We start from the raw sequence: 14030 nt of genomic DNA on the forward strand, positions 1-14030 counted from the left end.
TGGATCCGAGTCGACCGTGCAGTACCGATAGTTCTCCCGTCATCCCGTTCGCACCGCGATCCTTCTGATCCGAGAGCTTCCGTACCCGGCCGCACCGCGGCTAAACCGACGAAGTTCTCCCGCTCCGGACGCAGATGACGGAAGAGCGCCTCCGACTCTTACTTCCGTGATGTCAGCGAACTGCCGTCAGTAGCCCCCGCGCCGAGCGCCGCCCGCTTTGCGGACGTACGGCCCTTTGTCGCCTCGTACGCCCTCGTTCCGGGCCGCGTTGCGCCCGCGGCACGCCCCACTGACGGCCGGCCCGAAGGAGCCTGCCATGTCGATGATCCGCGACCTGCGCGCCGCCGTCCGCCCGGCTCGACGCCGCGACGACTCCCCCTACCGCACCGCGTCCGCCGCACCGGCCTGCGCCAACAGCGCCATCGTCGACTGCGGCGTGTACCGCGACGGCCAGCGGGTGCGCGGGCACCTCACCCCGGGCGAGGCGATCGCCGGCGTCCGGGACGAGGGCGGCTTCGTCTGGATCGGCCTGCACGAGCCGACCGAGGCCGAATTCGCCGGTATCGCCCAGGAGTTCGGGCTGCACCCGCTCGCCGTGGAGGACGCCGTCCACGCCCACCAGCGGCCCAAGCTGGAGCGGTACGACGACACCCTGTTCACCGTCTTCAAGACCGTGCACTACGTGGAGCACGCCGAGCTGACCTCGACCAGCGAGGTGGTGGAGACCGGCGAGGTGATGTGTTTCACGGGCCCGAACTTCATCGTGACCGTCCGGCACGGCGGCCAGGGCTCGCTGCGCGCGCTGCGGCACCGCCTCCAGGAGGACCAGGAGCGGCTGGCCAAGGGCCCGTCCGCGGTGCTGCACGCCATCGCCGACCAGGTCGTCGACGGCTACATGGCGGTGGCCGGCGCGGTCCAGGACGACATCGACGAGGTGGAGATCGACGTCTTCAGCTCGGGCACCAACGGCAAGGGCGCCGGCGGCAAGGGGGCCGCCAAGGGCGGTGACGCCGGGCGGATCTACCAACTCAAGCGCGAGGTACTGGAGTTCAAGCGCGCGGTGTCCCCGCTGCTGCGGCCGATGCAGCTGCTGAGCGAGCGCCCGATGCGGCTGGTGGACAGCGACATCCAGAAGTACTTCCGGGACGTCGCCGACCACCTGGCGCGGGTCAACGAGCAGGTGCTGTCCTTCGACGACCTGCTGAACTCCATCCTCCAGGCCAACCTCGCGCAGGCCGCCGTCGCGCAGAACGAGGACATGCGCAAGATCACCGCCTGGGCGGCCATCTTCGCCGTCCCCACGATGATCGCCGGCATCTACGGCATGAACTTCACGTACATGCCGGAGCTGCACTGGAAGTACGGCTACCCGGCGATGATGCTCGTCACGGTCACCATCTGTCTGGGGATCCACCGCGGGTTCAAGCGCAACGGCTGGCTGTAGCCCCGGCCGGCGGCTGCTCCGGCCGGGGCGGGACTCGGTGTCTCACCGCCTGGGCGCCCCCGGATACCCGTCAGCGGGCCGATTAGGCTGAGCCCATGACGGAGGAGACCGTGTCGCAGGCCCTGCTGGATCAGGCGCTCGTCGAAGAGGCCACGAAGAAGTCCGGCCTGATCTGGGTGCGGGGGGCGACGGGCCCGGCCCGCGCGCTGTGGCACGTCTGGCACGACGGGGCGGTCTGCCTGGTCGGCGACGGCACCGGTGAGCAGCCGCTGGCCGCGCTGGGGCTCACCGACGGCGGCACCGCCACGGTCACCGTCCGCAGCAAGGACAAGGGCGGCCGGCTCGTCGCCTGGCCGGCCGCGGTCCGTGAACTCCCGCCCGGCGGCGAGGAGTGGCAGGCCGCCGTCGAGGAGTTGAAGGGCAAGCGGCTCAACGCGCCGGACGCCGACACCATCGCCGAGCGCTGGGCCCGGGAGTGCCGGGTGTTGCGGCTGACGCCGGCCGGCGAGGCGGAGCAGCGCCCCGGCCGGATGCCGGACGGCTCGCACGCCGCACCGCCGCCGGCCTCGCCCGCGATCACCCGCCGACCGGTGCCCGCCGCGCTGCCGAAGCTGCTGCGCCGGGGCCGCAGGGGCTGACCGGCCCGGGTCCGCGGCGGTCAGCCGCCGGTCTGCGAGATCCGCTTGCCGTAGTCGACGACCTGGCTCTGGTCGGGGGTCTTGAGGTCCACGCTCTTGCCCCAGTCGGCGAGGGTGAGTTCCCCCGCGCCGCCCGCGCGCTGGAACCGCAGCGGATACGGGGTGCCCTCCAGCGAGACGTCGAGGGTGCCGCCGGAGCCGGAGCCCGCGGCGACCTGGACGGTGCGGACCCCGCCGACCGTCCCGCGGTTTCCGGCCGTCAGCTCGCCGTGCAGGCCGAGCAGTCCGGCGAGCAGGGTGTCCTTGTCGGTGAAGCCGCTGAAGCGTTGGTAGACGGGGTCGGCGGCGGGCACCTTGACGTACTTGTTGCCGAGTTTGGCGGCGGTGGCGGCGGAGCCGCTCTTCTCCCCGGCCCAGAAGGACGCGTCCGCCTTGAGATAGAGCGCGTCGTCGATCCGCAGCAGTTGGAACGAGGTGGCCTTGGTGGTCAGCTCGCCCCGGGCGCCGTTCTTGGCCAGCCGCATGTCCAGCGTGTAGGTGGCGCCCTGGCTGACGACCTTCCCGGAGAGCCGCACGGTGTCGGTGCCCGCGGCGGCGGCCCGGGCCTTGGCCTCGATCTGCTGGGCGGGCAGCTTGCCGACCCCGTTGGTGCCGGCGTCCGGGTCCTCCGCCGCGCAGCCGGCCACCGTCGCGGTCAGCGCCGCGCACACCGCCGCCACCAGCGCAGCCCGCCCACTGCGTCGGGTGCGGGCCGGCGGTCGACGGGTGGTGTCCGGGGGGATGGCGCTCACGTCGGCTCTGCCTCCTGATGCGGGTGACCTCGACAGCTCACGGCAGCGTACCCGGGGGGCGCGGGCCCGCAGACCGGATGCCGGGCGGCCACCGGACGGCCGTTCCCGTCGGGGCGCGGCCCACCCCGACGGGTTAGCCTGAACCAGGATCAATGCATTGTTCTCCGGTCTTTTATGGAGCTATCCGGACGGAAAGGGAGAAGGGCGGCGCTTTTCATGGCGGTGGTCACTCCCCGGATCTTCGTCTCCCACCTCTCCGGCATCGCCGTGTTCGACCCCAACGGCGACCAGGTCGGGCGACTGCGGGACCTCGTCGCGCTGCTCCGGGTCGGGGACCGCCCGCCGCGGCTGCTGGGGCTGGTGGTCGAGGTGATCAGCCGGCGCCGGATCTTCGTGCCGATGACCCGGGTGACCGGCGTGGAGTCCGGCCAGATCGTCACCACCGGCGTGGTCAACATGCGGCGCTTCGAGCAGCGGGCGTCGGAGACGCTGGTCTTCGGCGAGCTGTTGGACCGGCGGGTGCGGCTGGTCGAGACCGGCGAGGAGGTCACCGTGCTCGACATCGGCATCACCCAGCTGCCGGCCCGCCGCGACTGGGAGATCGACAAGGTCTTCGTCCGGCGCGGGAAGGGGGGAGCGCTGCGGCGCAAGGGAGAGACCCTGACGGTGGAATGGTCGGCGGTCACCGGCTTCTCCCTGGAGGAACACGGGCAGGGCGCGGAGAACCTCCTCGCCACCTTCGAGCAGCTGCGCCCGGCGGACCTGGCCGGCGTCCTGCACCACCTGACCCCCAAGCGCCGCGCCGAGGTCGCCGCGGCGCTCGACGACGACCGGCTGGCCGACGTCATGGAGGAGCTGCCGGAGGACGACCAGGTCGAGATCATCGGCAAGCTGAAGGACGAACGGGCCGCCGACGTCCTGGAGGCGATGGACCCGGACGACGCCGCCGACCTGCTCTCCGAACTCCCCGAGGAAGAGAAGGAGCGCCTGCTGACCCTGATGCGGCCGGAGGAGGCGGCGGACGTCCGGCGGCTGATGTCCTACGAGGAGCGCACCGCGGGCGGCCTGATGACCACCGAGCCGATCGTGCTGCGCCCGGACGCCACCGTCGCGGACGCGCTGGCCCGGGTGCGCGACCCGGACCTCTCCCCCGCGCTCGCCGCCCAGGTGTACGTCTGCCGCCCGCCGGACGAGACGCCGACCGGCAAGTACCTGGGCCTGGTGCACTTCCAACGGCTGCTGCGGGACCCGCCGTTCACCCTCGTCAGCTTCATCGTGGACACCGATCTGCCGGCCCTGCCGCCGGACACCCCGCTCCCCGAGGTGACCAGCTACCTGGCCGCGTACAACATGGTCGCGGCGCCGGTGGTGGACGAGGGCGGGGCGCTGCTGGGCGCGGTCACCGTCGACGACGTGCTGGACCACCTGCTGCCGGACGACTGGCGGGAGGCCGGGCTGCACGGCCGCACGCCGACCGGCGACGATGCCGCCGGGCCGCACGGGAAGACCGCCGATGGGCACTGAGGACCGGGAGAACCCCAAGGAGCGGCGGATGCACGGCGCCTCGGCGGTGCGCCGGGGCGGCGCCGGGGAGCGGTCCCGGGGCGCCGAGCCGCGACCGCGGGTGCGGCTGGACCTCCCGCGGGTGCCGCGCCGGACGTTCTTCCCGGAGTACGACCCGGAGGCGTTCGGGCGGATGTCCGAGAAGATCGCCCGCTTCCTGGGGACCGGCCGCTTCATCGTCTGGATGACGGTCACGATCATCCTGTGGATCGGCTGGAACGTCACCGTGCCCGGCTCTCTGCGGTTCGACAACTACCCCTTCATCTTCCTGACCCTGGCACTCTCGCTGCAGGCGTCGTACGCGGCGCCGCTGATCCTGCTGGCGCAGAACCGCCAGGACAACCGCGACCGGGTCACCCACGAGCAGGACCGCAAGCAGAACGAGCGCTCCATCGCCGACACCGAGTATCTGACCCGGGAGATCGCGGCACTGCGGACGGGCCTGGGCGAGGTCGCCACCCGCGACTGGATCCGCTCCGAACTGGAGGACCTGCTGCGGGAGCTGGAACTGCGGCAGACGGCCGACGGCGAGCACCCGGAGCGTGACGAACGCGACCGCTGAGAGCCTTTCCGGAGGCGCCCTCACCCGCCGTCCGCCCTCCCGTCGCCCGACCACCACCCCTTGGGGGCGCGCTTCGCGCGGCCGTACTATCTGTGCATGGCAACAGACACGCCCCAGCCCACCGGCTCCGCGCCGAGCGAGGACGCGATCCGCGAAGCGCTCGCGACGGTCAACGACCCCGAGATCCACCGCCCCATCACCGAACTGGGGATGGTCAAATCGGTGGATGTCGCCGCGGACGGCTCGGTGGCGGTCGTGGTCTACCTCACGGTCTCCGGCTGCCCGATGCGGGAGACGATCATCAGCAACGTCCGCGAGGCCGTCGAGCGGGTGCCCGGTGTGACCCGCGCCGCGGTCGAGCTGGACGTGATGAGCGACGAGCAGCGGCGGGAGCTGGCCACGGCGCTGCGCGGCGGCACCGCCGAGCGGGAGGTCCCCTTCGCCAAGCCCGGCTCGCTGACCCGGGTCTACGCGGTGGCCTCCGGCAAGGGCGGCGTCGGCAAGTCCTCGGTGACGGTCAACCTCGCCGCCGCGATGGCCGCCGACGGCCTCAAGGTCGGCGTGGTCGACGCCGACATCTACGGCCACTCGGTGCCCCGGATGCTCGGTGCGGACGGCCGGCCCACCCAGGTCGAGAACATGATCATGCCCCCGTCGGCCAACGGCGTGAAGGTCATCTCGATCGGCATGTTCACGCCGGGCAACGCCCCGGTCGTCTGGCGCGGCCCGATGCTGCACCGCGCCCTCCAGCAGTTCCTCGCCGACGTCTACTGGGGCGACCTGGACGTCCTCCTGCTGGACCTGCCCCCGGGCACCGGCGACATCGCCATCTCGGTGGCCCAGCTCGTCCCCAACGCCGAGATCCTGGTGGTCACCACCCCGCAGCAGGCGGCCGCCGAGGTCGCCGAGCGGGCCGGCTCGATCGCTGTGCAGACCCACCAGAAGATCGTCGGCGTGGTGGAGAACATGTCCGGGCTGCCCTGCCCGCACTGCGACGAGATGGTCGACGTCTTCGGCACCGGCGGCGGCGAGCGGGTCGCCGAGGGCCTGACGAAGACCACCGGCACGCAGGTCCCGGTGCTCGGCGCCATCCCGATCGACGTCCGGCTCCGCGAGGGCGGCGACGAGGGCAAGCCGGTGGTGCTGACCGATCCGGACTCCCCCGCCGGTGCGGCGATCCGCGCCATCGCGGGCAAGCTGGGCGGCCGTCAGCGCGGTCTGGCGGGCATGTCGCTGGGGATCACCCCGCGCAACAAGTTCTGATCGCCACGGGCCGGTCGCCGGTCCCGTACGACGCCGGGAAGGGCGGATCCGCAGTGGTCCGCCCTTTTGCGTGCGTCGCGCGCGCCGCCCGAAGGGGCCGCACCTCATCCCGCACGCGCCCCCCTGCGGGCGCTCAGCCCCCGTAGGCGCTCAGGTCCTTGATCACCGAGAAGCCCAGGCCGTACGCGCTCATCCCCCGTCCGTAGGCACCGAGGTGCACCCCCTCCGGCCCGTCCTGGCCGGCGGTCCCGGCGAGCACCCAGCCGTACTCGGACTCGCGGTAGCAGAACGGCGTCGGCACCCCGTCCACCGGCAGCATCAGCTCGCTCCAGCTCTCCTCGCCGAGGTCGTCGGCCAACTCCCAGGCGAGCGTCGTCTGCTGGTCCAGCCAGTCCTGGCGCAGCGTCCGGTCCATCTGGGTCGGCCAGGTGTGGGAGAGCAGACCGGAACCGGCCAGCCAGGCCGCCGTCGAGACCGAGGTGGCCTCCAGGACGCCGGTGCCGTCCGCGCTGCGCCGCACCGGCCGACTGGCGACCGTCACCACCACCGCGAAGCGCTCGTCCTCCGGCTTCTCGACCTTTATGGTGGGCTCCACGCCATGACCGGTCGCACCGTGCTCGACGGTGCCGTCCGCGGCCGAGCCGACCTGCATCAGCCAGCGCGGTCCGGTGAACGCCTCATCGAGGCCGTACCACGGGAATGCGGCCAGCAGATAGCCGTCGACCTTCCGGCCGGTATCGGCGGTCACCTCGCGGGTGACCGCCCGACTCGTCGTCTCCATCTGCGCGGAGCCTCCTCGTTGCCCTGCGTCGTGGGCGGCCCGCCCCCCTCAGGCGACCTCACCCCGGACACCCGGAGCATAGCCAGTGGGGTCAACCCAGCCGGGCATACGAGATGTCAGGTCGCGTCGGCGTCGAACGGGGGCGGCTCCCGGCGGGACGGGTCGGCGCCCTTGGTGAACATGTCCGGTCGGCCGCCGGACGCGGCCGGGGATTCCTTGGAGAGGCTCAGGGGCGCACCACCGGACGCGGCGGGGGCAGCCGGCGCCGGGCGGGGCGCGGTGGAGTCCCGGACCGCCTCGGTGACGTCGGCCATCTCCTTCTTCAGGTCGAAGCCGTCGCGGATCTCGGCGAGCTCCCGCAGGCCGTACTCGTCCTTCTCCAGCACGTGCTTGCGGACGAAGTTCCGCGGCTTGAGGTCCTCGAACTCGAAGTCCTTGAACTCCGGGCCGAGCTCGCTGCGGATGTCCTCCTTGGCGTTGTCGGAGAACGCCCGGACCTTACGGATGAACCCCGTCACGTCCTGGATGACCTTGGGCAGTTTGTCCGGCCCGAAGATGAGCACCGCGAGGACCACGATCGCTACCAGCTCTAGGGGTCCTATGTCGAAGAACACCTTGCAGCTCCTTGGGGTATCCGCGGCCTTCGAGGGCCTTTGGGCCAAGGCCGTCTCTCACGGTACCTGGCCCCGGGCGTCGGGTGGGAGTCGCCCGTGCCAACACCGTACAAACGATCAGCTCCCGCTTGAGGAACCCAGTGTCAGCCGGACGGGCCGTTCGGCGCCGCCCCGCTGGACCGTCAGCGTGAGTGTGTCCCCCGGCCGGTGGCTGCGGACCTTGATGATCAGCTCCTCACCACTGTGCACCGGCGCTCCGTCCACCCGGGTGATGACGTCGCCCGGCCGGATGCCGGCCTTGGCACCGGGACCGCCGGGGGTGACCGGCGGCGTGCCCGTCTTGCCGCCCTCGGTGACCCGGGCGCCGTCGCCGGCGTACTCCATCTCCAGCGTGACGCCGATCACCGGGTGGGTGGCCCGGCCGGTGTTGATCAGCTCCTCGGCCACCCGCTTGGCCTGATTGATCGGTATGGCGAAGCCCAGCCCGATGGAGCCGCCCTGACCGCCGCCGTCCAGCCCGCCGCTGCCGCTGTCGGCCGCCCGGATCGCACTGTTGATCCCGATCACCCGGGCCTTGGCGTCCACCAGCGGCCCGCCCGAGTTGCCCGGGTTTATGGGTGCGTCGGTCTGCAGCGCGTCGACGTACGACACATCGCTGCCGTCGCCCTTCTTGCCGCCCGCGGTGATCGGTCGCTGCTTGGCGCTGATGATCCCGGACGTGACGGTGTTGGCGAGGTCGAAGGGCGCCCCGATCGCCACCACCGGGTCGCCGACCTGGGCCGCGTCCGAATCGCCGAGGGTGAGCGGGTGCAGCCCGGTGACGCCCTCGACCTGGACCACCGCGAGGTCGTAGCCGCCGTCCCGCCCGACGACCCTCGCCCGGGCGGTCTGCCCGCCGCTGAACGTCACCGATATCTCGCCGCCGGTCCCGGCCGGCTCGACGACGTGGTTGTTGGTGAGGATGTGCCCCTGCCGGTCGAGCACGAAGCCGGTGCCGGTGCCCTGCTCGGCGTTGCCGCGGACGTGCAGGGTCACCACGCCGGGCAGCGCCGCCCGGGCGATCCCGGCCACGCTCTCCGGGCTGCGGCTCCCCGCGTCCCCCGCCACCTGGGGCAGCTTGATGTCGTCGATGCCGCCGTACCGCTCGACGTATGCGCCGGCCACCCCGCCGACGCAGCCGGCCAGCAGCGCCAACGCCACGGCGCCGACCACCAGCCCGGAGCGCCGGCCGCGCCGCCGGGGCGGGGGCGCGACGGCCGCCCCGACGGGCCGGGGCGCGCTCCAGGGGTCGTACTGCTGCCAGGCGGCGGGCGCGGCCGGGGGCGCGGGGCGGGGGCCGCCGTCTCCGGGGTGCGGGACGAAGCCGCCCTCGGCCGGCTCGGGGCCGGTCGGCCGCGGTCCGGCGACGGGGCCGGCCGGGGCGTCCTGCGGGGCAGCGTGGGCCACCGGCGCCGGGGCGGGCGGAGCAGGCGGCGCGGGCGGGAGCGCGGTGCCGTGGGCGGGCGTGGCCGTCGGGCGCTGGACGAGCGGGGCCGGCGCCCACGGGCCGGGGCCACCGTAGGGCGGCGTGCCGTACGGGTCCTCGGGGTGCAGTGGTCGCTGCCGCGGCGCGCCGCCGGTGGGGGCGGGGGGCGCGGCAGGGGGTGCGGCGTCGGGCGCCACCGGGGGCTCGGTGCGCGGGTCGGGCAGCCGATCGGCCCGGGCACCGGCGGGCACCTGGCCGAGCGTCATCGTCGCGGCGGGGCGCTCCGCGGGGGCGGGCGCGGCCGACGCGTCCTCGACGGGCTGGGCACCGGCGGTCTCCGCCGCGGGCGCCGTCCCGGATGTCTCCGTCGGCGCGGCGGCCAACTCCCGTTCTGCACCGGTCGCTTGGACGCCCGTGGCTCCCGCGGCATCCGTGCCTTCTGCGGGTTCCGTGGCGGCTGCGGCACCTGCGGCGTCCGGGGCCGTGGGGGCCGCCGCCGTGGGCGCGGGCTGCGGCGGGCGGACGACCCAGTCGCCCGACGCCTCGGCCCCGGACGCACCGGGCTCCGGCTCCCCGGCCGCCGGAGCGGGCTGCCCGGGCCCCGGAACCTGCTCCGGGCGGCTCCACCACTTCAGCTTGGGCCCGGCGGCCTTCGCGTCGTCCATGCTCTCCCCAACAATTCACCCGCGACCCTGCGCGGGCCACCGCCACCTGGGGCCTGTCCGGCGACAGGCCCGTGCGGTACGCGCCCCGGGCAGGGGCGCGCCGCCCGAGAAGGGATTCAACCAGTTCCGGGCGGGGACGCGCAGAGCCCGGTCAGTGCGGGCCGGAGGCGGCCTGGCCGGTGGGGGCCGACGAGCCGAGCAGGGGCCGCATCGGCTCCAGGGGCGGCAGCGACGGCGGGACATGACTTACCGGGACATTCCCACTCAAGGCAGACAGCTGGGCGAAGCGGAAATCCGTCGCCGGGCCGGTGGCGGCTATCAGCGGCGAGAGACCGAAACGGCCGGGCGCGGGGCTGAACGCCGGCACCGCGTCCGAGGGACGGCTCTCGCCCGGCGCGAGCAGGGACATCGGGCTCGGCGCAGGGGCGCCGGTGGGGTCGCTGGCGGAGGGCCAGGACCCGGGACCGGGCTCACGCGCGATCGGGCCCCCCGCATCGCGGGAGAAGACACCGGAGCCGGCCGCGGGACGGGCGCCGAGCGGGGTGACCGCGGTGCCGCTGCCCTCGGCGCGGGGGCCGGGCACGTCGACCGCGGCCTCCAGCGGGAGGGCGCCACCGAGCGCGAACGCCGCCAACGAGACCGCCCCGGCCGCCGCGAACGCGAGCCGGCGCCGCTGCGGGGCGCCGCGCTCCGGCTCCTGCACCCGGAAGCCGCGCGCCCGGGACGGGGCGGCGACGGCCGCCATGGCACCGCCGAGGTGGTCGTCCGAGGGCACGTAACGGAACGCACCGTCGCCACGGGCGAACTCGCCGCGGCCGAAGGTGCCGTTGCCCAGCCGGCTGCCGGGCCCGTCGGGATCGCCGCCGGGCAACTGCTGAAGGCGCGCCAGCAGCCCCTCGGAGGGCCCGGGGGACAACGCCTGCGCGAACACGCTTTTCAGCCGACGCTGCGCGTCGGCCTCCGCCTTGCACTTCCCGCACGTCGCGAGGTGCGCCAGCACCCGCTCCCGTGCGTCGTGCCCCAGTTCACCGTCGACCAGGGCCGCGAGGCGGTCGCCGAGATGCTGCTCGGCGGGGGACGGACCGCCACTGCCGCTCACGCGATTCCGACCTCCCTACTGGGCACCACGGCCAGGGTCCGCTGCTCGCGCCGCTGCTCCTGGCGCTCCTCCGCGCGCGCCTCCGGCGAGCGGTGCTTGAGCGCCTTGCGCAGGTGGGAGCGGCCCCGGTGGATCCGGCTGCGGACCGTGCCGAGCTTGACGCCGAGCGTCGCGGCGATCTCCTCGTACGACAGGCCCTCGATGTCGCAGAGCACCACGGCGGCGCGGAACTCGGGCGCGAGGGTGTCCAGCGCGTGCTGGACGTCGGCGTCGAAGTGGGTGTCGTCGAACTGCTGCTGCGGTGCGGGCTCACGGCTGGGGAGCTTCTCGGCGGCGTCGTCACCGAGCGCGTCGAAGCGGATGCGCTGACGGCGGCGGACCATGTCCAGGAAGAGGTTGGTCGTGATGCGGTGCAGCCAGCCCTCGAAGGTGCCGGGGGTGTACGTCGACAGCGAGCGGAAGACGCGGACGAACACCTCCTGCGTGAGGTCCTCGGCGTCGTGCTGATTGCCGGTGAGGCGGTAGGCGAGGCGGTACACCCGTGCGCTGTGCGTGCTGACGATCTCCTCCCAGGTGGGCGGAGACCACGCCTGCACGTCCGCGTCGGCGGCGAAGGTCGCGGTGGGGGCGTCGGCGATGGGGGCCCCTCCCCTGGCCTTGGGGCCGTGAGGGCGGAATCGGTCAGCGGTGTTGGTCACGGATTTCGGCCCGGCAAACGACCGTCGCAAGCGCCTGCGCACCCTTCGGTCACCCGCCGCAGCCGCACCTCCCCTGGTGGCTCTGGTGGTGTCCAGTAGAGCCCCTACCATATCCACCTCGCCCGTTAGCTCCGGATAAGCAGTTTTGACCAGCATTTGGTCTGGCTTCTCGTCCTGCCGCGGCTCTCGCCGGGCCTCTTGCGCGGTATCCACCGGTGCGTCCCCCCGTCTCTCCCCTCGCCCTCTCCTAACGCCCGGTCCCATCTGCGGGTTCCCGCGCACAGCGGATACAGTCACGGTTGCGTCAACTACGGGGACAGGAGAGGGCCATTACCGGCAACCGGCAGACGAGCTTGGCATTCGCCGAGGCGTACGGCGCCGGAACCCTCGACGACGACGCCCACACCGCCCTGCTCTGGTGTCGCGACCGCGCCCGGGAGGTCGGCGTCCGCACGGTGACCGCCGGCACCGGCGCGGCCCTGCGGATGCTCGCCGCCACCGCCGACGCCAAGGCCGTCGCCGAGATCGGCACCGGCACCGGGGTGTCCGGCATCTACCTCCTGCACGGCATGCGCCCGGACGGCGTGCTGACCACCGTGGACCTCGAACCGGAGCGGCAGGCATTCGCCAAGCAGGCGTTCCGCGCCGCGGGCTTCGCCGGCAACCGCGCCCGCTTCATCCCGGGCCGGGCCCTGGACGTCCTGCCGCGCCTGGCGGACGGCGGCTACGACCTCGTCTTCTGCGACGGCGACCTCATGGAGTACCTGGAGTACCTCGCTGAATCGTTGCGTCTGCTGCGCCCCGGCGGCCTGGTCTGCTTCCAGGGCGTCTTCGCGGACGGCCGGACGGTGGACTCCGCGGAGCAGCCCGACGAGGTGCTGCGGGTCCGCGAACTGCTGCGGGCCGTTCGGGAGAGCAGCGCGCTGGTGCCGGCCCTGCTACCCGTCGGCGACGGGCTGCTCTGTGCGGTCAGGCGCGGCTGAGCCGCTCGTCCCCGACCCGGCCGGAGCACCGATCCACGACCGCGCGGGCACGCGAAACGGCCCCGGCACGCGGCACGCCGTGTCGTGGCGTGCCGCGTGCCGGGGCCGGGGTATCTGGCTGGAGGTACCGGGGTGGAGTCCCCGAAAACCGCAGCGGTTTCTCCGCCCTCGTCAGACGGTGACCTTCTCTAGGGCCTCACCCAGGGCCTTGGCCTCGTCGGGGGTCAGCTCGACGACGAGCCGACCGCCGCCTTCGAGCGGAACGCGCATGACGATGCCCCGCCCCTCCTTGGTCACCTCGAGCGGGCCGTCACCCGTCCGCGGCTTCATGGCCGCCATGCTCGTTCCCCTTCCTGAAACCAGCTCATCTCAGCCGATGGCCTTGTTAGGCGCGTGTCACCGGCGTCGAACACATTGCTTCCAGGCCATTATCCCGCATCGAACGACCCGATGACCAACATCAGGGGGCATCCCTTTGGCAACGCGCTCCCGCAAACCCACCCAATTCGGGGAGCGCCCTGCGATACTGCGCCACTCTCCGCCACCCCTCGCGCCCACAATCTTTGACGTACGTCACATGCCGTCGCCGGATGATCTCCGGCATCCTGAGCGCTGGCTGCCGTTACCGGGCAGTCCAGAGCCGCGACGGAGGGGACTCCACTATGGCCGACACCGTGCTCTACGACGTGACCGACGGACTGGCGACGGTCACTCTCAACCGCCCCGATGCCATGAACGCGATGAACACGGAGGCGAAGGTCGCGCTCCGGGACATCCTCCAGGAGGCCGCCGCCGACCCGGCCGTACGGGCGGTGCTGCTGACCGCCACCGGGCGCGCGTTCTGCGTCGGGCAGGACCTCAAGGAGCACATCGGGCTGCTGGCCGAGGACCGGAAGACCGGTACCGGGCACACCATGAACACCGTGCGGGAGCACTACAACCCCATCGTCACGGCGCTGGCCGGGATGGCCAAGCCGGTGGTGGCAGGGGTCAACGGGGTCGCCGCGGGCGCCGGTGCGGGCTTCGCGCTGGCCGCCGACTACCGGGTGGTCGCCGACACGGCCTCCTTCAACACCTCGTTCGCGGGGGTGGCGCTGACCGCGGACTCCGGGATGTCCTGGACGCTGCCGCGGCTGATCGGCCACGGCCGGGCCGCCGACCTGCTGCTCTTCCCGCGCTCGGTCGGCGCCCAGGAGGCGCACGAGCTGGGCATCGCCAACAAGGTCGTCCCCGCGGACGAGCTGGCCGACGAGGCGGCGGCGGTGGCCCGCCGGCTGGCCGAGGGGCCGACCGCCGCCTATGCCGCGATCAAGGAGTCGCTGGCCTTCGGCGCCGGGCGCGCGCTCGCCGAGACCCTGGACAAGGAGGACGAGCTCCAGGTCCGGGCCGGGGCCTCGGAGGACCACCACCGCGCGGTGGAGGCGTTCGTCAAGAAGGAGAAGCCGGTCTTCCTGGGGCGCTGAG

Annotated in this window: 14 protein-coding genes; 7 read left to right on the forward strand and 7 right to left on the reverse strand. The window is 73.2% G+C overall.

Translation table 11 applies throughout. The annotated features are described in order from the left end of the window. Window positions 1-316: 316 nt before the first annotated feature. Window positions 317-1444, forward strand: coding sequence for a magnesium and cobalt transport protein CorA (locus MOV08_RS15525; protein WP_102926114.1), 1128 nt, complete (start codon window positions 317-319; stop codon window positions 1442-1444). A 95-nt stretch (window positions 1445-1539) separates the two neighbouring features. Continuing rightward, a complete protein-coding gene (locus tag MOV08_RS15530) occupies window positions 1540-2082 on the forward strand; it encodes a ferredoxin reductase domain-containing protein (RefSeq protein WP_275307779.1) in 543 nt (180 codons plus the stop codon). 20 nt (window positions 2083-2102) lie between these two features. Here the strand turns inward: MOV08_RS15530 and MOV08_RS15535 are convergent, their stop codons facing one another. Further along, on the reverse strand, window positions 2103-2873 hold the full coding sequence (locus MOV08_RS15535) for a hypothetical protein (protein ID WP_039633036.1): 771 nt from the start codon (window positions 2871-2873) through the stop codon (window positions 2103-2105). Between the two features lie 216 nt (window positions 2874-3089). Here MOV08_RS15535 and MOV08_RS15540 point away from each other — a divergent pair, with 216 nt between their 5' ends. From MOV08_RS15540 to MOV08_RS15550, 3 genes are all read left to right on the forward strand, one after another. After that, on the forward strand, window positions 3090-4397 hold the full coding sequence (locus MOV08_RS15540) for a magnesium transporter MgtE N-terminal domain-containing protein (protein ID WP_039633038.1): 1308 nt from the start codon (window positions 3090-3092) through the stop codon (window positions 4395-4397). Then, window positions 4387-4998 carry a DUF1003 domain-containing protein gene (locus tag MOV08_RS15545; protein WP_039633040.1) on the forward strand — a complete coding sequence of 204 codons (612 nt, stop codon included), beginning with the start codon at window positions 4387-4389 and terminating at the stop codon, window positions 4996-4998. Before MOV08_RS15540 ends, MOV08_RS15545 begins: the two co-directional genes overlap by 11 nt. Before the next feature lie 96 nt (window positions 4999-5094). Then, window positions 5095-6261, forward strand: coding sequence for an Mrp/NBP35 family ATP-binding protein (locus MOV08_RS15550; RefSeq protein ID WP_039640885.1), 1167 nt, complete (start codon window positions 5095-5097; stop codon window positions 6259-6261). A gap of 133 nt (window positions 6262-6394) precedes the next feature. Here MOV08_RS15550 and MOV08_RS15555 read toward each other — a convergent pair whose 3' ends face one another. The 5 genes from MOV08_RS15555 to sigE form a co-directional block, all read right to left on the reverse strand. Beyond that, window positions 6395-7042 (reverse strand): hypothetical protein, encoded by a 648-nt coding sequence (locus tag MOV08_RS15555; protein WP_039633042.1) that lies wholly within the window; start codon window positions 7040-7042, stop codon window positions 6395-6397. 116 nt (window positions 7043-7158) lie between these two features. After that, a complete protein-coding gene (locus MOV08_RS15560) occupies window positions 7159-7656 on the reverse strand; it encodes a sec-independent translocase (protein WP_039633044.1) in 498 nt (165 codons plus the stop codon). Between the two features lie 117 nt (window positions 7657-7773). Continuing rightward, window positions 7774-9786 carry a S1C family serine protease gene (locus MOV08_RS15565; protein ID WP_275307780.1) on the reverse strand — a complete coding sequence of 671 codons (2013 nt, stop codon included), beginning with the start codon at window positions 9784-9786 and terminating at the stop codon, window positions 7774-7776. A gap of 151 nt (window positions 9787-9937) precedes the next feature. Next, window positions 9938-10885, reverse strand: coding sequence for an anti-sigma factor family protein (locus tag MOV08_RS15570; protein WP_275307781.1), 948 nt, complete (start codon window positions 10883-10885; stop codon window positions 9938-9940). Beyond that, entirely contained in the window at window positions 10882-11583 is a 702-nt protein-coding gene (sigE, locus tag MOV08_RS15575) for an RNA polymerase sigma factor SigE (RefSeq protein ID WP_039633050.1), read from the reverse strand. Before sigE ends, MOV08_RS15570 begins: the two co-directional genes overlap by 4 nt. Window positions 11584-11882: 299 nt before the next feature. Here sigE and MOV08_RS15580 point away from each other — a divergent pair, with 299 nt between their 5' ends. Then, window positions 11883-12566 carry an O-methyltransferase gene (locus MOV08_RS15580; RefSeq protein ID WP_275307782.1) on the forward strand — a complete coding sequence of 228 codons (684 nt, stop codon included), beginning with the start codon at window positions 11883-11885 and terminating at the stop codon, window positions 12564-12566. Between the two features lie 171 nt (window positions 12567-12737). Here the strand turns inward: MOV08_RS15580 and MOV08_RS15585 are convergent, their stop codons facing one another. Beyond that, complete coding sequence (locus MOV08_RS15585) at window positions 12738-12905, reverse strand: DUF3117 domain-containing protein (RefSeq protein WP_003985072.1); 168 nt, start codon at window positions 12903-12905, stop codon at window positions 12738-12740. A gap of 323 nt (window positions 12906-13228) precedes the next feature. On the opposite strand from MOV08_RS15585, the gene chcB reads away from it, so the two are divergent. Continuing rightward, a complete protein-coding gene (gene chcB, locus MOV08_RS15590; protein ID WP_275307783.1) occupies window positions 13229-14029 on the forward strand; it encodes a 2-cyclohexenylcarbonyl CoA isomerase in 801 nt (266 codons plus the stop codon). The last annotated feature ends 1 nt before the right edge of the window (window position 14030 follow it).

The organism is Streptomyces yunnanensis (assembly GCF_029011865.1).
GTDB classification, from domain to species: Bacteria; Actinomycetota; Actinomycetes; order Streptomycetales; family Streptomycetaceae; genus Streptomyces; species Streptomyces yunnanensis.

Coding starts and splice junctions, on each gene's coding strand:
- MOV08_RS15530 (WP_275307779.1), top strand. CDS start 1,540: ATGACGGAGGAGACCGTGTCGCAGGCCCTGCTGGATCAGGCGCTCGTC.
- MOV08_RS15550 (WP_039640885.1), top strand. CDS start 5,095: ATGGCAACAGACACGCCCCAGCCCACCGGCTCCGCGCCGAGCGAGGAC.
- MOV08_RS15545 (WP_039633040.1), top strand. CDS start 4,387: ATGGGCACTGAGGACCGGGAGAACCCCAAGGAGCGGCGGATGCACGGC.
- MOV08_RS15565 (WP_275307780.1), bottom strand. CDS start 9,786: ATGGACGACGCGAAGGCCGCCGGGCCCAAGCTGAAGTGGTGGAGCCGC.
- MOV08_RS15585 (WP_003985072.1), bottom strand. CDS start 12,905: ATGGCGGCCATGAAGCCGCGGACGGGTGACGGCCCGCTCGAGGTGACC.
- MOV08_RS15525 (WP_102926114.1), top strand. CDS start 317: ATGTCGATGATCCGCGACCTGCGCGCCGCCGTCCGCCCGGCTCGACGC.
- MOV08_RS15555 (WP_039633042.1), bottom strand. CDS start 7,042: ATGGAGACGACGAGTCGGGCGGTCACCCGCGAGGTGACCGCCGATACC.
- chcB (WP_275307783.1), top strand. CDS start 13,229: ATGGCCGACACCGTGCTCTACGACGTGACCGACGGACTGGCGACGGTC.
- MOV08_RS15540 (WP_039633038.1), top strand. CDS start 3,090: ATGGCGGTGGTCACTCCCCGGATCTTCGTCTCCCACCTCTCCGGCATC.